General features: G+C 54.3%; 21 protein-coding genes. 15 read left to right on the top strand and 6 right to left on the bottom strand.

Annotation, left to right across the window (positions count from 1 at the left end):
- Positions 1-41 precede the first annotated feature (41 nt).
- Complete coding sequence (locus tag C5523_RS22105) at positions 42-1,280, top strand: alanine--glyoxylate aminotransferase family protein (RefSeq protein ID WP_041852638.1); 1,239 nt, start codon at positions 42-44, stop codon at positions 1,278-1,280.
- Positions 1,277-2,521, top strand: a complete 1,245-nt coding sequence (gene hpxK, locus C5523_RS22100; protein ID WP_172960909.1) for an allantoate amidohydrolase — start codon at positions 1,277-1,279, stop codon at positions 2,519-2,521. Before C5523_RS22105 ends, hpxK begins: the two co-directional genes overlap by 4 nt.
- A 297-nt stretch (positions 2,522-2,818) precedes the next feature.
- On the opposite strand, the gene C5523_RS22095 is transcribed toward hpxK, so the two are convergent.
- Both C5523_RS22095 and fadE read right to left on the bottom strand, forming a co-directional pair.
- Positions 2,819-3,589 carry an amidohydrolase gene (locus C5523_RS22095; RefSeq protein ID WP_041852636.1) on the bottom strand — a complete coding sequence of 257 codons (771 nt, stop codon included), beginning with the start codon at positions 3,587-3,589 and terminating at the stop codon, positions 2,819-2,821.
- 110 nt (positions 3,590-3,699) lie between these two features.
- The gene (gene fadE, locus C5523_RS22090; RefSeq protein ID WP_079497620.1) at positions 3,700-6,144 is read right to left on the bottom strand and encodes an acyl-CoA dehydrogenase FadE; all 2,445 of its coding nucleotides are present in this window, start codon (positions 6,142-6,144) and stop codon (positions 3,700-3,702) included.
- A gap of 250 nt (positions 6,145-6,394) precedes the next feature.
- Between fadE and lpcA the strand changes: the two genes are divergently transcribed.
- On the top strand, positions 6,395-6,976 hold the full coding sequence (lpcA, locus tag C5523_RS22085) for a D-sedoheptulose 7-phosphate isomerase (RefSeq protein WP_041852634.1): 582 nt from the start codon (positions 6,395-6,397) through the stop codon (positions 6,974-6,976).
- A gap of 148 nt (positions 6,977-7,124) precedes the next feature.
- A complete protein-coding gene (locus tag C5523_RS22075; protein WP_041852633.1) occupies positions 7,125-7,892 on the top strand; it encodes a class II glutamine amidotransferase in 768 nt (255 codons plus the stop codon).
- Here C5523_RS22075 and dpaA read toward each other — a convergent pair.
- On the bottom strand, positions 7,863-8,603 hold the full coding sequence (dpaA, locus tag C5523_RS22070; RefSeq protein WP_108701975.1) for a peptidoglycan meso-diaminopimelic acid protein amidase: 741 nt from the start codon (positions 8,601-8,603) through the stop codon (positions 7,863-7,865). The genes C5523_RS22075 and dpaA overlap by 30 nt on opposite strands.
- Positions 8,604-8,908: 305 nt before the next feature.
- Here dpaA and dinB point away from each other — a divergent pair, with 305 nt between their 5' ends.
- Positions 8,909-9,967 (top strand): DNA polymerase IV, encoded by a 1,059-nt coding sequence (dinB, locus tag C5523_RS22065; RefSeq protein ID WP_041852631.1) that lies wholly within the window; start codon positions 8,909-8,911, stop codon positions 9,965-9,967.
- Between the two features lie 77 nt (positions 9,968-10,044).
- Here dinB and pepD read toward each other — a convergent pair whose 3' ends face one another.
- On the bottom strand, positions 10,045-11,502 hold the full coding sequence (gene pepD / locus C5523_RS22060) for a cytosol nonspecific dipeptidase (RefSeq protein WP_108701974.1): 1,458 nt from the start codon (positions 11,500-11,502) through the stop codon (positions 10,045-10,047).
- A 258-nt stretch (positions 11,503-11,760) separates the two neighbouring features.
- Between pepD and gpt the strand changes: the two genes are divergently transcribed.
- From gpt to crl, 3 genes are all read left to right on the top strand, one after another.
- Positions 11,761-12,219 carry a xanthine phosphoribosyltransferase gene (gpt, locus tag C5523_RS22050; protein WP_041852629.1) on the top strand — a complete coding sequence of 153 codons (459 nt, stop codon included), beginning with the start codon at positions 11,761-11,763 and terminating at the stop codon, positions 12,217-12,219.
- Between the two features lie 108 nt (positions 12,220-12,327).
- On the top strand, positions 12,328-13,572 hold the full coding sequence (frsA, locus tag C5523_RS22045; protein WP_041852628.1) for an esterase FrsA: 1,245 nt from the start codon (positions 12,328-12,330) through the stop codon (positions 13,570-13,572).
- Positions 13,573-13,629: 57 nt separating this feature from the next.
- A complete protein-coding gene (gene crl / locus C5523_RS22040; protein WP_041852627.1) occupies positions 13,630-14,028 on the top strand; it encodes a sigma factor-binding protein Crl in 399 nt (132 codons plus the stop codon).
- A 140-nt stretch (positions 14,029-14,168) separates the two neighbouring features.
- Here the strand turns inward: crl and C5523_RS22035 are convergent, their stop codons facing one another.
- Positions 14,169-14,921 (bottom strand): IclR family transcriptional regulator, encoded by a 753-nt coding sequence (locus tag C5523_RS22035; protein ID WP_071195911.1) that lies wholly within the window; start codon positions 14,919-14,921, stop codon positions 14,169-14,171.
- A gap of 414 nt (positions 14,922-15,335) precedes the next feature.
- Here C5523_RS22035 and C5523_RS22030 point away from each other — a divergent pair, with 414 nt between their 5' ends.
- From C5523_RS22030 to C5523_RS22005, 6 genes are all read left to right on the top strand, one after another.
- Positions 15,336-15,728 carry a RidA family protein gene (locus tag C5523_RS22030; protein WP_047371700.1) on the top strand — a complete coding sequence of 131 codons (393 nt, stop codon included), beginning with the start codon at positions 15,336-15,338 and terminating at the stop codon, positions 15,726-15,728.
- Positions 15,729-15,839: 111 nt separating this feature from the next.
- Positions 15,840-16,664, top strand: coding sequence for a transporter substrate-binding domain-containing protein (locus C5523_RS22025; protein ID WP_041852624.1), 825 nt, complete (start codon positions 15,840-15,842; stop codon positions 16,662-16,664).
- 54 nt (positions 16,665-16,718) lie between these two features.
- On the top strand, positions 16,719-17,456 hold the full coding sequence (locus C5523_RS22020; protein WP_108701973.1) for an amino acid ABC transporter permease: 738 nt from the start codon (positions 16,719-16,721) through the stop codon (positions 17,454-17,456).
- Positions 17,453-18,097 (top strand): amino acid ABC transporter permease, encoded by a 645-nt coding sequence (locus C5523_RS22015; protein WP_041852622.1) that lies wholly within the window; start codon positions 17,453-17,455, stop codon positions 18,095-18,097. Before C5523_RS22020 ends, C5523_RS22015 begins: the two co-directional genes overlap by 4 nt.
- On the top strand, positions 18,094-18,831 hold the full coding sequence (locus C5523_RS22010) for an amino acid ABC transporter ATP-binding protein (protein ID WP_079497616.1): 738 nt from the start codon (positions 18,094-18,096) through the stop codon (positions 18,829-18,831). Before C5523_RS22015 ends, C5523_RS22010 begins: the two co-directional genes overlap by 4 nt.
- Positions 18,832-18,842: 11 nt before the next feature.
- Positions 18,843-20,114 carry an alanine racemase gene (locus tag C5523_RS22005; RefSeq protein ID WP_108701972.1) on the top strand — a complete coding sequence of 424 codons (1,272 nt, stop codon included), beginning with the start codon at positions 18,843-18,845 and terminating at the stop codon, positions 20,112-20,114.
- Between the two features lie 168 nt (positions 20,115-20,282).
- On the opposite strand, the gene C5523_RS22000 is transcribed toward C5523_RS22005, so the two are convergent.
- Positions 20,283-21,362 (bottom strand): porin, encoded by a 1,080-nt coding sequence (locus C5523_RS22000; protein WP_071195906.1) that lies wholly within the window; start codon positions 21,360-21,362, stop codon positions 20,283-20,285.
- Between the two features lie 296 nt (positions 21,363-21,658).
- Between C5523_RS22000 and proB the strand changes: the two genes are divergently transcribed.
- A complete protein-coding gene (gene proB, locus C5523_RS21995; protein WP_041852618.1) occupies positions 21,659-22,762 on the top strand; it encodes a glutamate 5-kinase in 1,104 nt (367 codons plus the stop codon).
- The last annotated feature ends 9 nt before the right edge of the window (positions 22,763-22,771 follow it).

Genomic DNA, 22,771 nt, shown 5'->3' with positions numbered 1-22,771 from the left:
TGTTTCATGACGATCACTTTTGTATACCAAAGGATGTGTCCATGTTCGACTCTCAGCACTCTGCGCAAATTAACCCGCCCCACCGTTTACTGATGGGGCCGGGACCTATCAACGCCGACCCGCGCGTTTTACGTGCCATGGCGAGCCAACTGGTGGGGCAGTATGACCCGGTTATGACCGGCTATATGAATGAGGTAATGGCCCTCTACCGCGAGGTATTCCGCACGCAAAACCGCTGGACCATGCTGGTAGATGGCACCTCGCGCGCCGGGATCGAAGCGATCCTCGTCTCTGCGATCCGCCCTGGCGACAAGGTGCTGGTACCGGTCTTTGGCCGTTTCGGGCATCTGTTATGTGAAATCGCCCGTCGCTGCCGTGCGGAAGTACACACCATCGAGGTGCCCTGGGGGGACGTTTTTACGCCCGATCAGATTGAAGACGCCATCAAGCGTGTTAAGCCTCGCCTGTTACTGACGGTGCAGGGTGATACCTCTACCACAATGCTGCAGCCGCTGGAAAATCTGGGTGAGATTTGCCGCCGTCATGGCGTGTTGTTTTATACCGATGCCACCGCATCGCTCGGCGGTAACGCGCTGGAGACCGATGCCTGGGGGCTGGATGCGGTCTCCGCGGGTTTGCAGAAATGCCTGGGCGGTCCGTCGGGCAGTTCGCCCATCACCCTGAGCCCACAAATGGAAGAGGCCATTCGCGCACGCAAATGCGTGGAGCAGGGGATCCGTACCGATACGCATCAGGACGGCGATGACGAGATGATCTACTCCAACTATTTCGATCTCGGCATGGTGATGGACTACTGGGGGCCGGAACGCCTGAACCACCATACCGAAGCCACCAGCATGCTGTTTGCCGCCCGTGAGTGCGCACGCATCATGCTGGAAGAGGGGATGGACGCGCTGATTGCCCGCCACGAATTACATGGCCGCGCCATGCTGGCGGGGATCCAGGGAATGGGGCTGGAGGTGTTTGGCGATATTCATCACAAGATGAATAACGTACTCGGGGTGATGATCCCGTCGGTTGTGCATGGTGAAGAGGTGCGTAAGCGCCTGCTGGATGATTTTCACATTGAAATCGGCACCTCGTTTGGCCCGCTACAGGGCAAAATCTGGCGTATTGGCACTATGGGGTATAACGCGCGCAAAGATTGTGTGCTGCAAACCCTCACAGCTCTGGAAGCGGTGCTTAACCGTCTGGGCCTGCGCACTGTACAGGGAGCGGGAATGCAGGCCGCCTGGGATGTCTACGAAGGGGTGGCATGATGATGACTGCCGATGAGGCTGACCGCGCTGCGCACCGGGTAATGACGCGTTGCGATGCGCTGGCAGAGATCAGTGAAACGCCGGGTCAACTCACCCGGGTTTACCTCTCTTGCGAACATCTGCGGGCAAACGCGCAGGTGGCGCAGTGGATGCAGGATGCGGGAATGCTCACCTGGCAGGATGCGGTAGGCAATATTTGCGGACGCTACGAAGCGGCAAGCGACGGTGCACAGGCGGTGTTGCTCGGATCGCACCTGGACACCGTTCGTGACGCCGGACGCTACGACGGCATGCTCGGCGTGCTGACTGCCATCGAAGTGGTGGACTGGCTGCACCGTCAGGGTTTGCGTGGTTCACAGGCCATTGAGATCGTCGGGTTTGCTGATGAAGAGGGCACGCGCTTTAACATCACGCTGTTAGGAAGCCGGGGGCTGACCGGCACCTGGCCGCAGGGCTGGCTGGATTGCGAAGATGCGCAGGGGATAAGCGTGGCGCAGGCGATGGTCAATGCCGGTCTGGAGCCTACACGTATCGCCACGGCGGAACGTGCCCGTGAGGATTTTTCCGCGTATCTGGAGCTGCACATCGAGCAGGGGCCGGTACTTGAGCAAGAAGATCTGCCGCTCGGCGTGGTCACCGCGATCAACGGTGCGCGCAGGTTGACCTGTCGGTTTAGCGGGGAAGCGGGGCATGCGGGCACCGTGCCGATGAGCCATCGTCACGATGCATTGACCGCCGCCGCCCAGTGGATCGGGTTTGTTGAACAAAAAACGCGGGAGTCTGGCCCGGAGCTGGTGGCAACGGTCGGTACGCTGCAGTGTGAGCCCGGTGCGGTGAACGTGATCCCAGGGGCAGTGACGTTGACGCTGGATATCCGCAGCCCGAACGATGATCTGCGGGAGACGCTGTTAAACGCCCTGCTGGATGAGGCCGTGCGCATTGGGCAGGAACGTGGCGTTGGTTTTAGCTACGATATTTTTTACTCCATTGCGGCAACACCTTGTGATACGCATCTGCGTAATGTGCTGGCTGGTGCCGTTGAGGCGGTGCAGGGGCGCGTGCTGTTGCTGCCAAGCGGTGCCGGGCATGATGCCATCGCAATTGCGGAACGCTGGCCATCGGCCATGTTATTTGTGCGTTGTGACAGGGGGATCAGCCATCATCCGGCCGAGAGCGTGCAGCAGCAGGACGTGGCGCACGCGTTGCGGGCATACAGTGAAGCGGTGAGAGCGTTAATGTAATTCAGTGTTTCCCTGAAAGAGGGGAAATATCGTGTAGCCCCGGTAAGCGTCAGCGCCACCGGGGACAATTCCCGGATGGCGGCGCAGGCGCCTGATCCGGGCTACGACCGGTTTTCTCCCTCTCCCCTGGGGCAGAGGAATCCCCACATAAATGCGAGCACGAACGGTCCCCTCTCCTCTTTGGGGAGAGGGTTAGTGTGAGGGGGAAAATGCGGCTCTGATGGTCATTCCGTTCACCTTATGTTCATGGCGACATGTCAACTTCGGCCACGTGAACGGGTAAAGGGGAACGTCATATCACCCAAGCGTAAACGGATCGGCGTCCTGCCAGGCGGGAAACTTCTCGCGGTACTCTTTTAATGCGGCCATCGACAACTCGGCATCAATGCGGATAGCCTGGTGCGGCTCGGCGGTGGCGATAACCTCGCCCTGCGGGTTAATGACCCGGCTGTCGCCACGATAATGATGCCCGTTGCCATCGGTACCCACACGGTTGCAGCCCGCGACATACGCCAGGTTTTCAATAGCGCGAGCCACCAATAGCGATTGCCAGTGCAGCGAACGCGGCGCAGGCCAGTTGGCGACATACAGCGCCAGATCGTAATCATCGCGATTGCGCGACCAGACCGGGAAGCGCAGGTCGTAACAGACCAGCGGTAAAATACGCCAGCCGCGCCACTCAAAGACCACGCGCTCGTTACCGGCTTCGTAATGGTGATGTTCATCGGCCATACGGAACAGATGGCGCTTATCATAGAAATGAACAGCCCCTTCCGGCTCGACCAGCAGGAAACGGTTAACCGGGCCGCGCTCTGTTTGCAGCGCGGCACTGCCTGCGACCAGCGCGTTCGTCTGGAGCGCTTTGGCCTGCATCCACGCCACAACGTCTTCTTGCGGCATCGACTGCTTCGCCGCTTCCATCGCAAAACCGGTGGTGAACATTTCCGGCAGGACTATCACATCACGCCCGGTGATATCTTCAAGCTGGCGGTCGAAATGGCGCAGATTGGCCGGACCGTCCATCCAGACTAAAGGTTGTTGCAACAGCGTAATTTTTAAACCAGGCACGATTTAAGCTCCCCTTAAACAGCATTTTTACACTTTAGCACGAGAAAAAGGGAATTTGTGGTAATAAAAAACCCCGCACGAAGCGGGGTCAGGGTCTCTCGAGGGGGGCGTTATGCAGCCTGAGGCTTACGCACCTTTTCCGGCGTTTTTACCGGCTGCGTTGCCAGCTCTTCCGGTTCGAAATCGTCGACATTGATACTGCGCAGACGGCTGATTTCGGCTTTTGTCAGGATCTCAGCTTCGTCCTGATTGATAAGCCCGCCGGCCAGCGCCTCTCTTGCCAGCACGTCCAGACGTGTGAACGGCAGGTTTTTACCGAGCTCTTTACAAATGCGCTGATGAATCGGGTCGGCGGCAATCACGTCAAGCAGCGCCTCTTCCAGCAGACCGACCGGGTTATGTTCGCTCGGCGTCAGGTACTGACCACGACCAATACGCGAACGGGTGGCGCACGGCGTTTGCAGAATCTTAGCGACCTGATGATCCAGCTTATCGGACGGTGCCAGATAGTGACGACCGGTCGGGAAAATCACCACCCGCAGCAGACCCGCAACCACACGGTTCGGGAAGTTGGCCAGCAGATCGTCCATCGCCTGTTCAGCCTGATACAGCGCGTCCTGTACGCCCCAGTGCACCAGCGGCAGATCCATCTCATGGCGGCCTTCATCGTCATAGCGTTTCAGCACCGCAGAGGCGAGGAACACCTGACTTAAGATATCCCCGAGACGTGCCGAGATACGTTCACGACGTTTCAGGCTACCGCCCAGTACCGCCATCGACACATCCGACAGCAGCGCGAGGTTGGCACTTAAGCGGTTGATATGCTGATAGTAGCGTTTGGTTGAATCGCTGGTCGGGGCCGAACTGGTCAGCCCGCGCGTCAGCCCCAGCCAGAAGCTACGCATCTTATTGCTACCCACATGCCCGATATGTTTAAACAGCAATTTGTCGAACGCATCCACGTCATTGTTTTGCGCGGCGGCCATTTCATCCAGCACGTACGGATGGCAGCGAATCGCGCCCTGACCGAAGATCATCATGCTGCGGGTCAGAATATTGGCCCCCTCAACGGTGATGGCAATCGGTGCGCCCTGATAGGCGCGAGCCAGGAAGTTGCCTTCGCCGAGCATAATGCCTTTACCGCCAGCGATATCCATTGCGTCAATGATTGACTGCTGGCCACGGTGAGTACAGTGATACTTCACAATGGCGGAGAGCACCGCCGGTTTCTCACCGAGCATAATGCCGTACGTAATCAACGCGGCAGCGGCATCCATCACATAGGCGTTACCCGCGATACGTGCCAGTGGTTCTTCGATCCCTTCCATCTTACCGATAGCAACTTTGAACTGACGGCGGATATGAGCATAGGCGCCAATACCCAGCGCCACTGATTTCAGGCCGCCCGTGGAGTTGGATGGCAGGGTGATACCACGGCCCACGGACAGACATTCCACCAGCATACGCCAGCCCTGTCCGGCCATTTTCGGACCGCCGATGATGTAATCAATCGGTACGAAGATATCCTGACCACGCGTCGGACCGTTCTGGAACGGGACGTTCAGCGGGAAGTGACGACGACCAATTTCAACGCCCGGGGTGTTGGTGGGGATCAGCGCACAGGTAATACCGAGATCTTCTTCACCACCCAGCAGTTTTTCCGGGTCAGAGAGTTTAAACGCCAGGCCCAGTACGGTCGCGATAGGCGCCAGCGTGATATAGCGTTTGTTCCAGGTCAGGCGCATACCGAGCACCTGTTCACCCTGCCAGTCGCCCATGCAGACGACGCCGGTGTCCGGGATAGCGCCCGCATCGGAACCGGCTTCCGGGCTGGTCAGTGCGAAGCACGGAATTTCCTGTCCACGCGCCAGACGGGGTAAGTAATGATTTTTCTGCTCTTCGGTGCCGTAATGTTGCAGCAGTTCGCCCGGCCCTAAAGAGTTAGGTACGCCGACGGTGATCGCCAGGATACCGGAAACCCCGGAGAGTTTTTGCAATACGCGGGACTGGGCGTAAGCGGAGAATTCCAGGCCGCCGTACTCTTTTTTAATGATCATCGCGAAGAAGCGATGTTCTTTCAGATACGCCCACAGTTCTGGCGGTAAATCGGCCATTTCATGGGTAATCTGAAAGTCGTTAGCCATACGGCAGGCTTCTTCCACCGGGCCATCAATAAAGGCCTGTTCTTCGGCGGTCAGGCGCGGCTGCGGGTAATTGTGCAGTTTTTTCCAGTCAGGATTACCGCGGAACAGATCGCCTTCCCACCAGGTTGTACCGGCATCGATAGCTTCTTTTTCCGTACGGGACATCGGCGGCATCACTTTACGAAAGCCGCGGAAGACCGGTGCAGAGATCAGCGATTTACGCATCGGCACAAAGTTGAAGGGCACAAGGATAATGGCCAACGGCACCAATACCCAGATGGACCACAGACCTGAAGCGCCAAGCGCGGCAGTCCATGCCAGGAGGATTACGCTGCTGAGCAGCAGACTCACCCGGTGATAGAACAACACGCCGAGTAGGACAACAGTTGCGAGAAGACTCAAAATCATCATAGAGAAAAGCTCCCTTGCTTGTAGGAGGTCTGACCACTTGTGATGATATGGTTGTAGTGGATGTTATTTCTTTTAGCAATGTGTTTACAAAATAATTACAACCTGGTTCACATTGTTGGGGAGGAATGTGGCACGAAAAACGAAAACCCCCGACGATCACCATGGCTTTAGCTTCTCGCTTGCCATGCTATCCGGTAAACTGCGCGCGAGAATTTATATTCATACTGCTTTCATACTGAAGGATATCCTCATGTACCAGGATCTGATTCGTAACGAACTGAACGAAGCAGCGGAAACGCTGGCAAACTTTTTAAAAGACGATGCCAATATTCACGCCATTCAGCGTGCAGCGGTTCTGCTGGCTGACAGCTTCAAAGCCGGTGGTAAGGTATTGTCCTGCGGCAATGGTGGTTCCCACTGTGATGCGATGCACTTTGCCGAAGAGTTAACGGGACGCTATCGTGAAAACCGTCCGGGTTATCCGGGGATTGCGATTTCTGATGTGAGCCATCTCTCCTGCGTCAGTAATGACTTTGGTTACGACCATGTTTTCTCTCGCTATGTTGAAGCCGTTGGCCGTGCAGGGGATGTACTGTTAGGTATTTCTACTTCCGGTAATTCTGGTAATGTCATTAAAGCGATTGACGCGGCGCGCGCGCAGGGCATGAAAGTCATCACCCTGACCGGTAAAGACGGCGGCAAAATGGCAGGTACTGCTGATGTTGAAATCCGTGTACCGCACTTTGGTTACGCCGACCGCATTCAGGAAATCCACATTAAAGTGATCCATATCCTGATTATGCTGATCGAAAAAGAGATGGTAAAAGCGTAAGAAGGCTATTTTATTTGCCAGTTTGAACCAGGGCTGTGTTCAGAATCCTCTCGTACCTGGTGTGCGCTCCGGTTCTTACGCGCTGTCCGTGTTCAAACTGGCTGCGACAATTACGCCTTCTCCATATTTGGGCGTTTGGGGGTGTTGAATGTGCGAACTGCTCGGGATGAGCGCCAATGTGCCAACCGATATTTGCTTTAGTTTCACCGGGCTTGTTCAGCGCGGTGGGGGAACCGGGCCGCATAAAGATGGCTGGGGTATCACCTTTTACGAAGGCAAAGGCTGTCGTACGTTTAAAGACCCGCAACCCAGCTTTAACTCTCCGATTGCCCGTCTGGTGCAGGAGTACCCGATAAAGTCCTGCTCGGTGGTGGCCCATATTCGCCAGGCGAACCGTGGTGAAGTGGCGCTGGAAAACACGCACCCCTTTACCCGTGAACTCTGGGGACGCAACTGGACCTACGCCCATAACGGGCAGTTAACCGGGTATAAATCGCTGGAGACCGGCAACTTTCGTCCTGTCGGGGAAACCGACAGCGAAAAAGCTTTCTGCTGGCTGCTGCACAAACTCACCACGCGCTATCCGCGTACTCCGGGCAATATGGAAGCGGTATTTAAATACATCGCGACGCTGGCGACTGAACTGCGTGGGAAGGGTGTTTTTAATATGCTGCTGTCGGATGGGCGTTATGTCATGGCGTTCTGCTCGACCAATCTGTTCTGCATTACCCGTCGGGCACCGTTTGGCGTGGCGAAACTGCTGGATCAGGATGTGGAAATTGATTTTCAGCGGGAAACCACACCTAACGATGTGGTTACCGTGATTGCTACCCAGCCGCTAACGGGCAATGAAACCTGGCAAAAGATTATGCCAGGCGAATGGGCATTATTTTGTCTCGGGGAACGTATAGTTTGACGCCAACTGCGGGTGAATAACTTCGTGGCTCAGCGGTTTGCTGACCACGTAGTTCCCGTCAACAACAGAGACCACAGGCGGTTTCTGCGTCTGCTGGAAGAAGTCATAACCCGGTTTTAACTGTTCCCAGAATTTCGCATAGGTCGAATATTTGTGACGCTGCATATTCGCGTCCGTCATACGGAACGGGTAGATGCTCAGTTGCACGCTTTCCTGACCAAACACCAGCGCGGCGGTGACGAACTGGAAAATCTCGTCGATTTGCGAATCGGTCATGGCGTAGCAGCCAATCGACACGCACGCGCCGTGGATCATCAGGTATTTCCCTTCATAACCGTGGGCACGGTCATAGGCGTTAGGAAAACCAATATTGATGGCTTTATAAAAACGGCTATCCGGTTTTAGCTGGCTGCGCTGAATGGAATAGAACCCTTCCGGGCTTTTGAAATCGCCCTGACGCTGTTTCGGACCCAGGCCGCCGGAGTAGTTACAAATTTTGTAACTATTGAGGAGCTGATATTGCTCACCCATTTTGACGTAGAGATCAAGGGTACGCTCTTCTTTGAAGATCTGGATGTATACCGGCGACCCCATCAACTGCTGCTTATATTCTTTGCTGATCGGCGTTGTTGAACCATTGCTGCTTAATAAGCTGGCAAACGAGACGCACGGCATCAGAAGCATCGCAAGAAAAAATGCGATTTTGCGCATACTGCTTGTTTCCTTGATAAAACGGTTACCACATTGCCAGGACGGCAAAAGAATCCCATAAATTCAGATTAATCTGGATTGGGTGCGCCCACAGTAGCATCACGGTAGTTTTTCGCAAGCCCGGATCGCTGAGTTTACAAATTAGTTTTTTGCAGCGGTCCCCCTGTTAAATATTGTCTGATGAAAACCCCAGAAATAACAGCGCTATTGGGCGTTTTTTTCACTGCGAACCCTCTTTTTTCCTCTCTCTTCTCATTCTGGGTAATGATGCTGTATACTTATCCAGTATCTGATAAGGTGAGCGTATGCGCAAAATCATACATGTCGATATGGACTGCTTTTTTGCGGCGGTGGAGATGCGTGATAACCCGGCTCTGCGGGATATCCCTATCGCTATCGGCGGCAGCCGGGTTCAGCGCGGCGTTATCAGCACGGCTAACTATCCGGCGCGTAAATATGGCGTGCGCAGCGCCATGCCCACGGCAATGGCGTTAAAGCTCTGCCCGCATCTCACCTTATTACCGGGGCGCTTTGAAGCCTACCGGGAAGCCTCTCACCAGATCCGCGAAATCTTTTCCCGTTATACAAGCCTGATTGAGCCCCTGTCGCTGGATGAAGCGTATCTGGATGTGACCGACAGCCCCCACTGCCACGGTTCGGCAACGTTAATGGCAGAAGAGATTCGCCGGACCATATTCCGCGAAACCCAACTCACCGCATCGGCCGGGATTGCACCGGTGAAGTTCCTGGCGAAAATCGCCTCCGATCTGAATAAACCTGACGGGCAATATGTCATTGCCCCTGCGGATGTACCGGCGTTTTTACGTACGCTGCCACTCAGTAAAATTCCGGGCGTTGGCAAGGTGTCGGCGGCAAAACTGGAAACGCTTGGACTGCGTACCTGCGAAGATGTGCAGAACAGTGACCTGGCGATGTTGCTAAAACGCTTCGGTAAATTTGGTCGCGTGTTGTGGGAGCGCAGTCAGGGGATTGATGAGCGACATATCAGTAGCGACCGGCTGCGCAAATCGGTTGGCGTGGAGCGTACGCTGATAGAAGACATTCATGAGTGGGAAGAGTGTGAAGCCATTATCAACCAACACCTTTATCCGGAACTGGAACGGCGGCTGGCAAAGATAAAACCCGATCTGTTGATTGCCCGGCAGGGAGTCAAACTCAAGTTTGCCGATTTCCAGCTCACCACCCAGGAACACGTCTGGCCACGCTTAAATAAAGACGATTTGCTGGCGACGGCGCGGAAAACCTGGAATGAGCGGCGCAGCGGGCGCGGCGTGCGTTTAGTGGGTTTGCATGTGACGCTGCTCGATCCGCAATTAGAACGTCAGTTGGTGCTGGGGCTGTGATAAGCGTGAAAATAAGAGCGTAACGGGAAGAGAAAAGGAAAAGCGTCCGCACCAGTAAAAGGTGCGGACGCTACGACTTATTTCGCCGGAATAGCTTTCAGCAGCTCGGTCAGCAGCGTCCAGTAATGGCCCACGCTTTCGATATGTACCTGCTCATCCGGGGAGTGCGGACCGGTGATGGTGGGCCCAATAGAAACCATATCCATATCCGGGTACGGTTTTTTGAACAGACCACATTCCAGACCTGCGTGAATGATCTGAATGTTCGGCGTCTTGTTGAACAGACGCTGATAGGTCTCACGTACCAGATGCATCACCGGCGAGTTCGCATCCGGCTGCCAGCCAGGGTAGCCGCCTTTCGGTGCGGTTTTTGCACCAGCCAGTTTGCCCAGCGATTCCAGCATGCTCACCACATAATCTTTGCCGCTATCGATCAAGGAGCGGATAAGACAGATGATTTCCACGCTGTCGTCCTGCATGGTCACCACGCCAACGTTCAGGGAGGTCTCGACCACGCCTTTGGCAACGTCGGAGTTACGGATCACACCGTTTGGCGTGGCGTTCAGCAATTGAATGAAGCTATCGCGGGAAGCAGAGGTCAGCGCCTGTTTGTCGCTGGAAACGCTATCCAGCAGTACCACCAGGTTTTTCTCTTTCATCGCCAGCTCGTTTTTCAGGATGTCCTGATAAGTTGCTGCCAGTGTTTTCAATTGTTCAGCTTTATCGGCCGGAACGGCAAACGTGGCGAAGGCTTCACGCGGGATCGCGTTACGCAGGGTACCGCCGTTGAAATCAGCCAGACGCAGGTCCAGCTCAGTCGCGTGGCCTGCCAGGAAGCGCGCCAGCAATTTGTTGGCGTTACCGAGACCCAGATGAATATCGCCGCCGGAGTGGCCGCCTTTCAGCCCTTTCAGGGTCAGTTTGAACGTCTGGTAGCCCGCAGGTACCGCTTCGCGGGAGAGCGGCAGGGTGGTGATGAAATCAATACCGCCGGCGCAACCCATGTAGATTTCGCCTTCTTCTTCTGAGTCAGTGTTGATCAGAATATCAGCCTGCAACCAGCCGGGCTGCAAACCAAACGCGCCATCCATGCCGGACTCTTCGGTCATGGTCAGCAGCACTTCCAGCGGACCATGCTCAACGCGGTCATCCGCCAGCACCGCCAGCGCGGATGCCATGCCGATACCGTTATCAGCGCCAAGCGTAGTGCCGCGCGCTTTTACCCATTCGCCATCAATGTAGGGCTGAATCGGGTCTTTGGTGAAGTCATGTACGGTGTCGTTGTTTTTCTGCGGCACCATATCCAGGTGCGCCTGCAGCACAACTGGTTTGCGGTTTTCCATACCTGCTGTTGCCGGTTTGCGCAGCAGAATATTGCCAACCTGATCGCGTTCCGCATGTAAGCCTTTTTCTTTCGCCCAGCTCATGATGTGCGCGGCGAGTTCTTCTTCATGGTAAGACGGATGAGGAATAGAACAGATTTTGGCAAAAATATCCCACAGCGGTTGTGGCGATAGTTGAGACAATTCAGACACGATGAGTCTCCTTTAAAAGGCCTGCCAGCATATTTTGCAGGTCCGAGGGTTAAACTACAGAACAATCACAAGGCCGGATTGCGAGATGGACTTGAGAATACCACTTTATTGTCTCTCTGTTAGTACGCGTCGCGTAAAAAGCGCCAGCCCGGCCCGGTAACACTGGTTTTTAGCGCGACAGATCTCTATAATCTCGCGCAACCTATTTCCCCGTAGAACACTTTTTAAGCCGTATATACACAGGCTGGGACACTTCACATGAGCGAAAAATACGTCGTCACCTGGGACATGTTGCAGATTCATGCACGCAAACTGGCAAACCGCCTGATGCCTTCTGAACAGTGGAAAGGCATTATTGCCGTTAGCCGTGGTGGTCTGGTTCCGGGCGCATTACTGGCACGTGAACTGGGTATTCGCCATGTCGATACCGTTTGCATTTCCAGTTATGACCACGACAACCAGCGCGAAATGAAAATTATCAAACGCGCAGAGGGTGATGGTGAAGGTTTCATCGTTATTGATGATCTGGTCGATACCGGCGGCACCGCGGTGGCTATCCGCGAAATGTACCCAAAAGCGCACTTCGTCACTATTTTCGCTAAACCGGCCGGGCGTCCGCTGGTTGACGATTACGTGATTGATATCCCGCAGGATACCTGGATTGAACAGCCGTGGGATATGGGCGTGGTCTTCGTTCCGCCTATCTCTGGTCGTTAATCCTCTCTTTATGATTATTTACAACGCCTGGCATCGCCGGGCGTTGTTTTTTTTCGCATCCACCAGGTTACAATACCGTCATCGACGTATTCATGGAGGCTGCGCGTAATGCCACAAGCTAACCTCAGCGAAACCCTGTTCAAACCCCGCTTCAAGCACCCGGAAACCTCAACGCTGGTGCGTCGCCTTACCCATAGCAAACAGTCGCCTGTAGAATCCACCCTTGACGGTAACAATGCGCCCCACTGGTATCGGATGATCAACCGACTGATGTGGATCTGGCGTGGCGTTGATCCGAAAGAGATCCTCGACGTACAGGCGCGGATCGCCATGAGCACGGCGGAACATACCGACCCTGAGCTTTACGATACGGTGGTCGGTTATCGCGGCGGCAACTGGATCTACGAATGGTCCACTCAGGCTATGCAGTGGCAGCAAAAAGCCAGCCAGGAGCAGGATACCACCCTCAGCGGCCAGCACTGGCTGCATGCGTCAAACCTCTATAGCATCGCCGCTTATCCGCATATTAAAGGGGATGTGCTGGCGGAGCAGGCTCAGGCGCTGGCGAATCGCGCCTATGAAGAAGCAGCGCAGCGTCTGCCGGGCACCATGAAAGAGATGGAGTTTGCGATTCCCGGCGGTTCGCCGGTAATTGGCTTCTTGCATATGCCCAAAGGGGAGGGGCCTTTTCCCACTGTCCTGATGTGCGGCGGGCTGGATGGCCTGCAAAGCGATTACTACAACCTGTATGAACGCTATTTTGCGCCGAAAGGCATCGCCATGCTGACGCTGGATATGCCTTCTGTGGGGTTCTCCTCAAAATGGAAACTTACCCAGGATTCGAGCCTGCTGCATCAACACGTGCTGAAAGCGCTGCCGAACATTCCGTGGGTTGACCATACACGCGTGGCAGCGTTTGGTTTCCGCTTTGGTGCCAACGTGGCGGTCCGCCTTGGTTATCTGGAGTCTCCGCGCCTGAAAGCCGTGGCCTGTCTGGGGCCAGTTGTGCATGCGCTGCTCACTAACCCCCAGCAACTGGGGCGTGTGCCGGAGATGTATATGGACGTGCTCGCCAGTCGGCTTGGCATGCACAATGCGTCGGATGAGTCACTGTATGTTGAGCTGAATCGCTATTCGCTAAAAACGCAGGGGTTACTGGGGCGGCGCTGCCCGACGCCGATGCTGTCTGGCTTCTGGAAAAACGATCCGTTCAGCCCGGAGGAGGAGTCGCGTTTAATCACGTCGTCATCTGCGGATGGTAAATTACTCGAAATCCCGTTTAATCCGGTTTATCGCAATTTTGATAAGGCGCTGCGGGACATTACCGACTGGATCAATGATAGATTGCGTTAATGGATTGCTAATTTCGATTGATTTGGTAAAACAGTTGCATCACATAAGGAGATCGCAATGACGTTACCGAGTGGACATCCCAAGAGCAAACTCATTAAAAGGTTTACCGCGCTAGGCCCGTATATTCGGGAAGAACAGTGTGCCGATAATCGCTTCTTTTTTGATTGCCTGGCCGTATGCGTCAATGTAAAGCCCGCGCCGGAGAAGCGTGAATTTTGGGGCTGGTGGATGGAAATGGAAGCGCACCAAGACCGTTTTACCTATAGCTACCATTTTGGGCTGTACGATAAAGACGGGAACTGGAAAGCAACCGAGATAAAAGATTCAGAAGTGACTGACCGGCTGGAGCATACGCTTCGTGAGTTTCATGGTCGCGCCCGCGAGGTCCTTGCGGCGCTGGAGCTGAAACTGGAGCCTGCGGAAAATTTCTCTGACGAGATTAACCTGACGGTGTAAGCGCAGTAAAAAGATTCCCCGACAAGAGACAATCCGGATTCAGCCCGCTGATTCCGGATTTTTTACGTCTCAACGCAACTGGCGATGTTGTTGTTGATGGCTGTGCTTCCGCCTGCCGGAGCAGGGAAAACATGCCGGACTCAGGTGAAATCCGACAGTTTTTGGCCGGAAACGATCAACTCTTTGAGCAACATTTGACGGCGCTCCTCCGGTGTATCGCGACTCACCATAAAACAGATCGCCGCGACCGCCTGCCCGCTACGAGAACGAATCGGCGCCGCCATACAGCAGGTAAAACTCTCCGATAACCCCTCAGTCAGACAATAGCCCTGCTGTCCGGCACGATGAATATCTTCCAGGAAGGCTTGTTTATCGAGCACTTGCCCGTTCGCCAGACGGTAATCTTCTTCGGGTATAAGGTTGAGAATAGCGCTGTCCGACCAATTACTGAGTAACAGACGGCCTGTCGCCGTCCAGGTGATCGGTACCCGCACGCCGATATCCGACGTGATTTTGAACGGGTGGGCATTACTTTCCGACAGCACGACGGTGTACTTATTCCCCTCCAGCATACAGAGCTGCACCGTCTCGCCATGACGGGCGACCAGTTCAACCATTAACTGATGTGAGCGGCGGATAAGATCGTTATGTGCCATATAATCTGCACCGTAATAGTGCATTTCACGGCCAAAGAACACCGCGCCGTCGGCATCCACTTCCAGCAGCCCGGCCTCGCTGAGCAGGCTGACAAGTTCATATACACTGGAGCGCGGCGCGCCGGTGGCCTCGATCAAATCGCGCATCGCCATCGGCTGACGAGCGATATGCAACTGGTGAAAAATGTCGATAACCCGGTCAACACCGCGCGCACGCGATGGCTTCTCGTCCGGCATAAGCAAATTCTCCTGATGCAGTCGGGCGGTCGCGCCAGACAGTAAAGACAATAAAAAAGAAAAGCATGATACACCCAGCGTCGTTGTTAACCCATCCCCGGTAATTAAAATTTTACTACCGGTTTTTATATTTTTTTGTTCTATTTTGGGGCCTCATTTTAGCGCATGGCGCACAAATTATTTTTTTTAAATTACGACCCCGGTAACATTTTCATTCTGCCATTCCCCCCATTCATTTTTTATTTTGCGATCGCCACAACACCACAAAAAATTAAATTGATCGGGATATATTGCAAAAATAAAAAACCTGTGCAAATCTTGCTCTATCCGATATTGCAGATAACAGTCCGATATACCAGACAGTTGTGACGCGGTATTCATGGCGATTCTCAGAACAAAAAGGAGCAGCATTGCATGACGATTAAGCGTTATGGCATTGAAGGCGGCACTGGTACGGGCGGGCAAAAACTGCCGTTCGCACGCGCCGTTGAGGCCGATGGCTGGCTGTATATCTCAGGCCAGACGCCGATGCGCGAAGGCGAAGTGGTGGAAGGCGGGATCATTGAGCAGACCCGTCTGGCGTTTGATAACTGCCTGTCCATTATGCGCGAGGCGGGGTACAGGGTAGAGGATGTGGTACACGTCACGGCAGTATTAACCGACGCACGTTATTTCAGTTCCTTTAATAAAGTTTTCAGCGAGATATTTACCGGAAACCCACCGGCACGTATTTGTAGCGTGCAGGATTTAGTCGTCGACTGCAAAGTGGAAGTGGATATGAAATGCTTTCGCGCCGACCGAAAATAATATTATTTATCTGATAACACACTGAGATTTTTATTTATTCGCCCACACCAGGGCTGCCCGTTAATAACTGATGCTTTTTATGTCGTCTCCATTTAATAAGCGAGCAAAACAATGAATGCAACTTCGTTAAAAATCATCGCCGGAACGCTGGCCCTGCTGGCCGTTGCCGGTTGTACCCCCACGGAAGAGAAGCAAGTGGCGGGTGCGGCTCCCCAATCGACGCTGCAAACCGTATTGCAACGCGGCACGTTACGCGTGGGTGATTGCCTGAGTTTCGCTCCTTTCGGTTTTTACGATAAAGACGGCAAACCGGATGGTTACGACGTCGATTTGGCGAAAGCGCTGGCGAAAGAGATGGGCGTGAAACTGGAAATGGTGAACACCACCAGCGCCAACCGCATCCCTAACCTGCAAACCAACAAAGTGGATGTGGTGTTCTGTAACTTCACGCGCAACCTGGAACGCGCCAAAGAGATCGGTTTCACCCACCCGTATGTTGTGGCGAGCGAAGCGATGTTGGTCCGTAAAGAGAGTGGCATCAAATCGGCGCATGACATGGCCGGTAAGACCATCGCTACGGTGAAAGGGTCAACCAACGGAGACGAAGTGCGCAGTATGGGCATTGAGGTCAAAATTCAGGAATACGACTCTTCCCAGGCGGCCATTCTGGCGGTGAAGCAGGGGCAGGCTGATGCAATGATTGAGGATAACAACTTCCTCGCTTATCAGGCCAAGCTTGATCCGACCCTGACGGTCACCAATGAAGCGCTGGTGCCGCTGGAATATAACGCCTTTGGTGTGAAGCAGGGCGACCAGGTATGGCTGAACTACCTCAATGAATTCCTGTTTGAGATCAACGCGTCCGGTGAGAACGCCACGCTCTATCAAAAATGGTTTGGTGATAAGCCGCGTTACCCACTGAATCCGCAATTCTGATTGCCTGCGGTGTAGCGCCCTTTGGTCTGCTACACCGCAGAAAGGAGTCCATGCATGAGTTATCAATGGCTAACCCTGTGGAGTTACGGCGAGACCTTCCTGGCCGCCGCCTGGCTGACGTTACAGGTTACTCTTCTCGCGTTCGTGCTGGCCGTCGCACTCGGCTTGCTGGCCGCGCTGGCGAAAGCCTCGGCGGTAGCGCCGCTACGCTGGCTGAGCCACTGCTATGTGGAATTTATCCGTAACACGCCGGTGTTGCTGCAAATTTTCATCATCTTTTTTGGTCTGCCTTCCCTCGGCATCACCATGAGCGCCTTTACCGCGGGGGTGCTGGCTTTGGGCATTAACGTCGGTGCTTACCTGTCGGAGATCTTTCGCGCCGGAATACAGTCGGTGCCGAAAGGGCAACTGGAAGCCGCGTGGATTTTAGGTATTTCACGCCGCCAGGTCTTTCTGAGTGTGGTGTTGCCCCAGGCCGCGCGCGCCGTGTGGCCGGCCATTATTAACAACCTGATCCAGCTATTGCTCGGCACGTCGCTATTGTCGGCCATTGCACTGCCGGAATTGACCGGCACCGCCACCGTGATAAATGCCCGTACTTTGCTTTATATCCAGACGTTCAGCGTGGTGGCGCTGGTCTATCTGCTGCTGAGTAATCTCTTTTCCTGGCTCGGTAACATGGTGGGAAGCCGCTTATTTCATCCGCAACTGGTCACGCCGGTAAAAAAGTCCGCCCGGTGGTGGGCAAAAAAATGGCTGACTAACCCACTGAAACGGGAGAATGCGCTATGAGCGATATGGTAATGACCTCGTTGCCGTTGCTACTGGAGGGGCTGTGGATCACCCTGCTGCTTTCGGTCGCGGCCATCATTGGCAGCACGCTGCTTGGCCTGCTCGCCGCCGTGTTGCGTACCAGCCGTGCCCCGGTCGCCAGCCATATTGCCGTGCTTTACACCGAGTTATTTCGCGGCACGCCGGTGTTGATCACCCTGATGTTTATCTACTTTGGCGTGGCCTATTTTGGCTATGAAATCAATTTGTTTGCCGCCGGTATCCTCGGTTTGAGTATTTACCAGGGGGCCTATATCGCCGAAGTCTTTCGCGCCGGGATCGAAGCGGTACCCAAAGGACAATGGGAAGTGTCGTGGATCCTCGGGTTGTCAAAACGCCAGACCTTTCTTAGCGTAATCTTGCCACAGACGCGCGGCATCGTACTGCCACCACTGGTGGGGCAGTATCTTTCCCTGATTAAGGATACCTCCATCGTCAGCATGATTGGCATGTCGGAACTGATGCACCAGGGCCAGGCGATCGTTGATCGTATCGGTCAGCCAGTAGTGATTTATGCGCTGGTGGCCGTGCTGTACTTCGTTGTCTGCTTTCCGCTTTCCCGTTGGGTTCAACATCATCAAACCAGGAGCCAGTTCTCATGAGCAATTCCGCCATTACGCTGAGCCGTATTACCAAATCTTTTGGTAGCACCCAGGTGCTGAAAGAGATCAGCCTTGATGTTTCGCCCGGCGAAGTGCTGGTGCTGATTGGCGCATCAGGTTCCGGCAAAAGTACCGTGTTACGCATCATGAGCGGGCTGGAAACGGCCGATGGGGGCGAAATCTGGGTTAACAATGTGCCGCTGCATGACCATAAACGCAGCCGGGAAATTTGTGGTCATGTCGGAATGGTGTTCCAGCAGTTCAACCTGTTTCCCCACAAAACCGCGCTCGGCAACGTGACGCTGGCGCTGATAAAAGCGCAAAAGCTGTCTGAGGCTGAGGCCAATAAACGCGGCATGGCGGCACTGACGCGCGTCGGGCTGGCTGAGCGCGCGCATTATTATCCGGCGCAACTTTCCGGCGGTCAGCAGCAACGCGTGGCGATCGCCAGGGCGCTGGCAGTAGAGCCGAAAATTATGTTTTTTGATGAAGCCACCTCCGCGCTCGATCCCGAACTGGTGGGCGAAGTCATGGAGGTGATGCGCAGCCTGGCGCGTGAAGGGATGACCATGGTGGTGGTCACCCATGAGATGGGCTTTGCGCGCAAAACCGCAGACCGCGTGGTGTTTATGGATCAGGGGGTGATTGCTGAACAAGGATCGCCAGAGCAGATATTCGTTAATCCACAAAATCCGCGCACCCAGCAGTTTTTATCGCGTGTTCTTGAGCATTGATCGGAGGCGTTATGTCGATTCATTTTCCGTTGGTGGCAGATGGTCTGCTGGATGCGCTGCAACCTGCGCCACGCTTTAAATCTGTTGCAGGCCGTGGCGATGCGCCGTTACCTGTGGGGACGCCGGTACTGGCCAGCGATAGCGTGTTTTCTCCACTGATGCTAATGAAGCAATCGGCGCTGGAGAATAATCTGCGTCAGTTGGCTGATTTTTGTCGCGAACAGGGTGTGCTGCTGGCAGCACACGGCAAGACGTCAATGTCGCCCGCCATCCTGCGTCGAGCCGTCACCGAAGGCGGTGCCTGGGGATTGAGTGCGGCAACGCCTGCGCAGGTTCGCGCGCTGCGCCAGTTTGGTATCCGTAATGTTTTTCTCGCCAATCAACTGGTCGACCCTGCCGGTATTCGCTGGATAGGTGAGTGGCAAAAGCAGCATCCTGACCATGGCTTCCTTTGCTATGTTGATTCGCTGGAGGGAGTGCGTTTGCTGGAACAGCATCTCGGCGACAGTCGCATTGCGGTTCTGCTGGAGATGTCGGTCAGTGGCGGGCGTACGGGGTGTCGCTCATCCGCGCAAGCACTGGAGATTGCCGCCGCGATAGCGGCAAGCCCGGTCCTGCAACTGGTGGGTGTGGCGGGCTATGAAGGCGCGCTGGGTGCGGGGCGTGATGCCGCGGGTATCGCCAGGGTGCGTGATTATTGCCAGATGCTGATCGCGACGGCTGCGCTGTTGGCCGGGGAGCAACTGTTCAGCAGCGACACTATTATTCTCAGCGCCGGAGGCGGCGCCTGGTTTGATGTGGTCAGCGCCTGTTTTAGCGAGGCGAGGCTATCGCTACCGATCACACCGCTGATTCGTTCGGGTGCCTATATGGCCCACGATAACGGGTTATATGCCCGCATCGCGCCGTTTGCCCAACCGGGCGCCCGTCATCATTTTGAACCCGCTCTGGAGATTTGGGGGAGGGTATTATCGCGCCCTGAGCCAGACCTGGCGTTTGTTGATTTCGGACGCCGCGATGTGCCCTTTGACCAGGACTTGCCGAATCCGCTGTGGGTACGAAATGTGGATGGTAGTGCTCCTCGCGCCGCTTCTGGCATGCGCATCAGCGAGGTGAACGATCAACATGCCTATTTGTTGTTGCCGCAAGAGGATGCCTTAAAGCCCGGCGACTGGGTAGGTTGTGGCATTTCACATCCCTGTACCGCGTTTGATAAGTGGCGCTATTTGCCACTGGTGGATGATGACTATTGCGTCACCGATTCACTGGAAACGGCATTCTGAGTCAGGCATGTGTGCATAACGGCGCGCTGTCGCGCGCTGTCTTACGACGGTTTTTCGATAGCTCTTTCTTGCTTTTTGTTGCATATACTGGCGGGAAAAAGAAAGCACCGACGAGGTTATCGTTCGGTGCTTTATGTTCTTCAGTGAAATGCGTTTATGCGATAAGACTTAGAACTGGTAAGTCACGCCAACAGCAACGATGTCGTCGGTAACGTAGCTTGAACCGACGTAAGTTGCGAAATCACCTTTGTCCAGTTGGTTGATTTTGTAATCAACCATCGCAGAGAAGTTTTTGTTGAAGTAGTAGGTCGCGCCTACGTCAACATATTTAACCAGGTCCTGATCGCCCCAACCGTTTTCCAGGTCTTTACCTTTGGTCTGTACGTAACCAATGGACGGACGCAGACCGAAGTCGAACTGGTACTGAGCAACGGCTTCGAAGTTTTCAGATTTGTTAGCAAAACCACGGCTGCCGATTGGCGTCATGTTCTGCGCGATGCTGTACATAGCTGCCAGGTAGATGTTGTTAGCGTCGTATTTCACGCCAGAAATCCACGCTTCCGCGTTAGCGCCTTTACCCAGTGCCTGAGAGTTCTGCAGATCGGTACGGTCCGATTTGGCATACGCAGCAATCAGAGTAACCGGGCTGCCGCCAAAGTTGTAGGACAGGGAGGTACCGAAGCCGTCGCCATTCTGTTTAGAAGCAGCACGGGAACCTTCGTTTTTACCCTGGTACTGCAGGCCCAGGTTCAGACCGTCAACCGCACCGAAGAAGTCGGTGTTACGGTAGGTAGCCACGCCAGTGGTACGTTTGGTCATGAAGTTATCGGTACGGGTCAGAGAGTCACCGCCGAATTCCGGGAACATATCGGTTACAGACGCTGCATCGTACAGGATACCCAGGTTACGACCGTAGTCGATAGAACCGTAGGTTTTTGCTTTCAGGCCAGCGAACGCCAGACGCGTTTTCTGAGTAGAGCTGCTTTCGTCGGTGTTGCCAGCGAATTCAGATTCCCAACGACCGAAACCGGTCAGTTGATCGTTGATCTGCGTTTCGCCTTTGAAGCCCAGACGTACGTAAGTTTTGTCGCCATCCTGAGTGGTATCATCGCTGAAGTAGTGCATGGCTTTGATTTTGCCGTACAGATCCAGTTTGTTACCATTTTTGTTGTAGATTTCCGCAGCGTTGGAAGAAGCAGAAACAACACCAAGGCCGATCATCATTAATGCCAAAGTAGTTTTTTTCATTATGTTTCCTGATTAATTGTAATTAACGCGCTTTAGATCGCTGAACGTCGCCGCTCGAGTGAAAAATTCACGTAGGTTTTAACGTCTGCGAATTAAAGTTTTATGACAATTCTTATTTATTTTTTTACAAAGCAGGTTTTACAGGTAGTGTCATAAAAGCGTCAAGTTTTGTAAGTAGGTTTTCTGATTGCCTTCAAGGATTTTCTTAAGTTGTTAAAACTGCCAGTTGGAAGTTGGCTCTGATCCTGTTACAAAGACTGTTTACTTTTTTTCTTCTACGTTGAACGGCAGAAATCATGAGCGACAGCCAGACGCTGGTAGTGAAACTCGGCACCAGTGTTTTAACGGGCGGATCCCGCCGCCTGAACCGCGCCCACATTGTTGAACTCGTGCGCCAGTGCGCACAGCTACATGCAGCAGGGCATCGTATTGTTATTGTGACTTCTGGCGCTATCGCCGCCGGGCGTGAGCACCTGGGTTACCCGGAGTTGCCTGCCACCATCGCCTCGAAACAACTTCTTGCCGCTGTCGGGCAAAGCCGCCTGATTCAACTATGGGAACAGTTGTTCTCGATTTACGGCATCCACGTTGGGCAAATGCTGTTAACCCGCGCCGATATGGAAGACCGTGAGCGTTTCCTTAATGCGCGTGACACTCTGCGTGCACTCCTCGACAACAACATTGTGCCGGTCATCAACGAGAATGACGCTGTTGCGACGGCGGAAATCAAAGTCGGCGACAATGACAATTTATCGGCGCTGGCCGCGATTCTGGCGGGCGCAGACAAACTCCTGCTTCTGACCGATCAGCAAGGTCTCTTTACCGCTGACCCGCGTAATAACCCGGACGCTGAATTGATCAAGGATGTGTTCGGTATTGATGATGCGTTGCGCGCGATTGCGGGTGACAGCGTATCGGGCTTGGGTACTGGCGGGATGGGTACCAAATTGCAGGCGGCGGATGTCGCCTGTCGTGCAGGTATCGATACTATTATTGCCGCAGGCAGTAGGCCGGGTGTGATTGGCGATGTGATGGAAGGGGTTCAGGTCGGGACGCTTTTCCATGCGCAGGCTTCACCGCTGGAAAACCGTAAACGCTGGATTTTTGGCGCGCCTCCGGCAGGTGAAATTACCGTTGATGAAGGCGCGACAGCCGCTATCCTGGAACGCGGCAGCTCCTTGTTGCCAAAAGGGATTAAAAGCGTGACAGGCAACTTTTCCCGTGGTGAAGTGATCCGCATCCGTAACCTCGAAGGTCGCGATATTGCACATGGCGTTACCCGCTATAACAGTGACGCGCTGCGTCGCGTTGCCGGTCATCATTCGCAGCAAATTGATTCCATTCTCGGCTATGAATATGGCCCGGTCGCCGTGCATCGCGACGATATGATTATCCGTTAAGGAGCAGAT

Source organism: Phytobacter sp. SCO41 (genome assembly GCF_003073275.1).
GTDB classification, from domain to species: domain Bacteria; phylum Pseudomonadota; class Gammaproteobacteria; order Enterobacterales; family Enterobacteriaceae; genus Phytobacter; species Phytobacter diazotrophicus.
The sequence above is the reverse complement of the archived record's forward strand: the minus strand, read 5'-3'. Positions and strand labels throughout refer to the sequence as shown.

Bases quoted from the DNA above. Each gene is read 5' to 3' on its own strand.
- C5523_RS22105 (WP_041852638.1), top strand. From the start codon at position 42: ATGTTCGACTCTCAGCACTCTGCGCAAATTAACCCGCCCCACCGTTTA.
- hpxK (WP_172960909.1), top strand. From the start codon at position 1,277: ATGATGATGACTGCCGATGAGGCTGACCGCGCTGCGCACCGGGTAATG.
- fadE (WP_079497620.1), bottom strand. From the start codon at position 6,144: ATGATGATTTTGAGTCTTCTCGCAACTGTTGTCCTACTCGGCGTGTTG.
- lpcA (WP_041852634.1), top strand. From the start codon at position 6,395: ATGTACCAGGATCTGATTCGTAACGAACTGAACGAAGCAGCGGAAACG.
- C5523_RS22075 (WP_041852633.1), top strand. From the start codon at position 7,125: ATGTGCGAACTGCTCGGGATGAGCGCCAATGTGCCAACCGATATTTGC.
- dpaA (WP_108701975.1), bottom strand. From the start codon at position 8,603: ATGCGCAAAATCGCATTTTTTCTTGCGATGCTTCTGATGCCGTGCGTC.
- dinB (WP_041852631.1), top strand. From the start codon at position 8,909: ATGCGCAAAATCATACATGTCGATATGGACTGCTTTTTTGCGGCGGTG.
- gpt (WP_041852629.1), top strand. From the start codon at position 11,761: ATGAGCGAAAAATACGTCGTCACCTGGGACATGTTGCAGATTCATGCA.
- frsA (WP_041852628.1), top strand. From the start codon at position 12,328: ATGCCACAAGCTAACCTCAGCGAAACCCTGTTCAAACCCCGCTTCAAG.
- crl (WP_041852627.1), top strand. From the start codon at position 13,630: ATGACGTTACCGAGTGGACATCCCAAGAGCAAACTCATTAAAAGGTTT.
- C5523_RS22035 (WP_071195911.1), bottom strand. From the start codon at position 14,921: ATGCCGGACGAGAAGCCATCGCGTGCGCGCGGTGTTGACCGGGTTATC.
- C5523_RS22030 (WP_047371700.1), top strand. From the start codon at position 15,336: ATGACGATTAAGCGTTATGGCATTGAAGGCGGCACTGGTACGGGCGGG.
- C5523_RS22025 (WP_041852624.1), top strand. From the start codon at position 15,840: ATGAATGCAACTTCGTTAAAAATCATCGCCGGAACGCTGGCCCTGCTG.
- C5523_RS22020 (WP_108701973.1), top strand. From the start codon at position 16,719: ATGAGTTATCAATGGCTAACCCTGTGGAGTTACGGCGAGACCTTCCTG.
- C5523_RS22015 (WP_041852622.1), top strand. From the start codon at position 17,453: ATGAGCGATATGGTAATGACCTCGTTGCCGTTGCTACTGGAGGGGCTG.
- C5523_RS22010 (WP_079497616.1), top strand. From the start codon at position 18,094: ATGAGCAATTCCGCCATTACGCTGAGCCGTATTACCAAATCTTTTGGT.
- C5523_RS22005 (WP_108701972.1), top strand. From the start codon at position 18,843: ATGTCGATTCATTTTCCGTTGGTGGCAGATGGTCTGCTGGATGCGCTG.
- C5523_RS22000 (WP_071195906.1), bottom strand. From the start codon at position 21,362: ATGAAAAAAACTACTTTGGCATTAATGATGATCGGCCTTGGTGTTGTT.
- proB (WP_041852618.1), top strand. From the start codon at position 21,659: ATGAGCGACAGCCAGACGCTGGTAGTGAAACTCGGCACCAGTGTTTTA.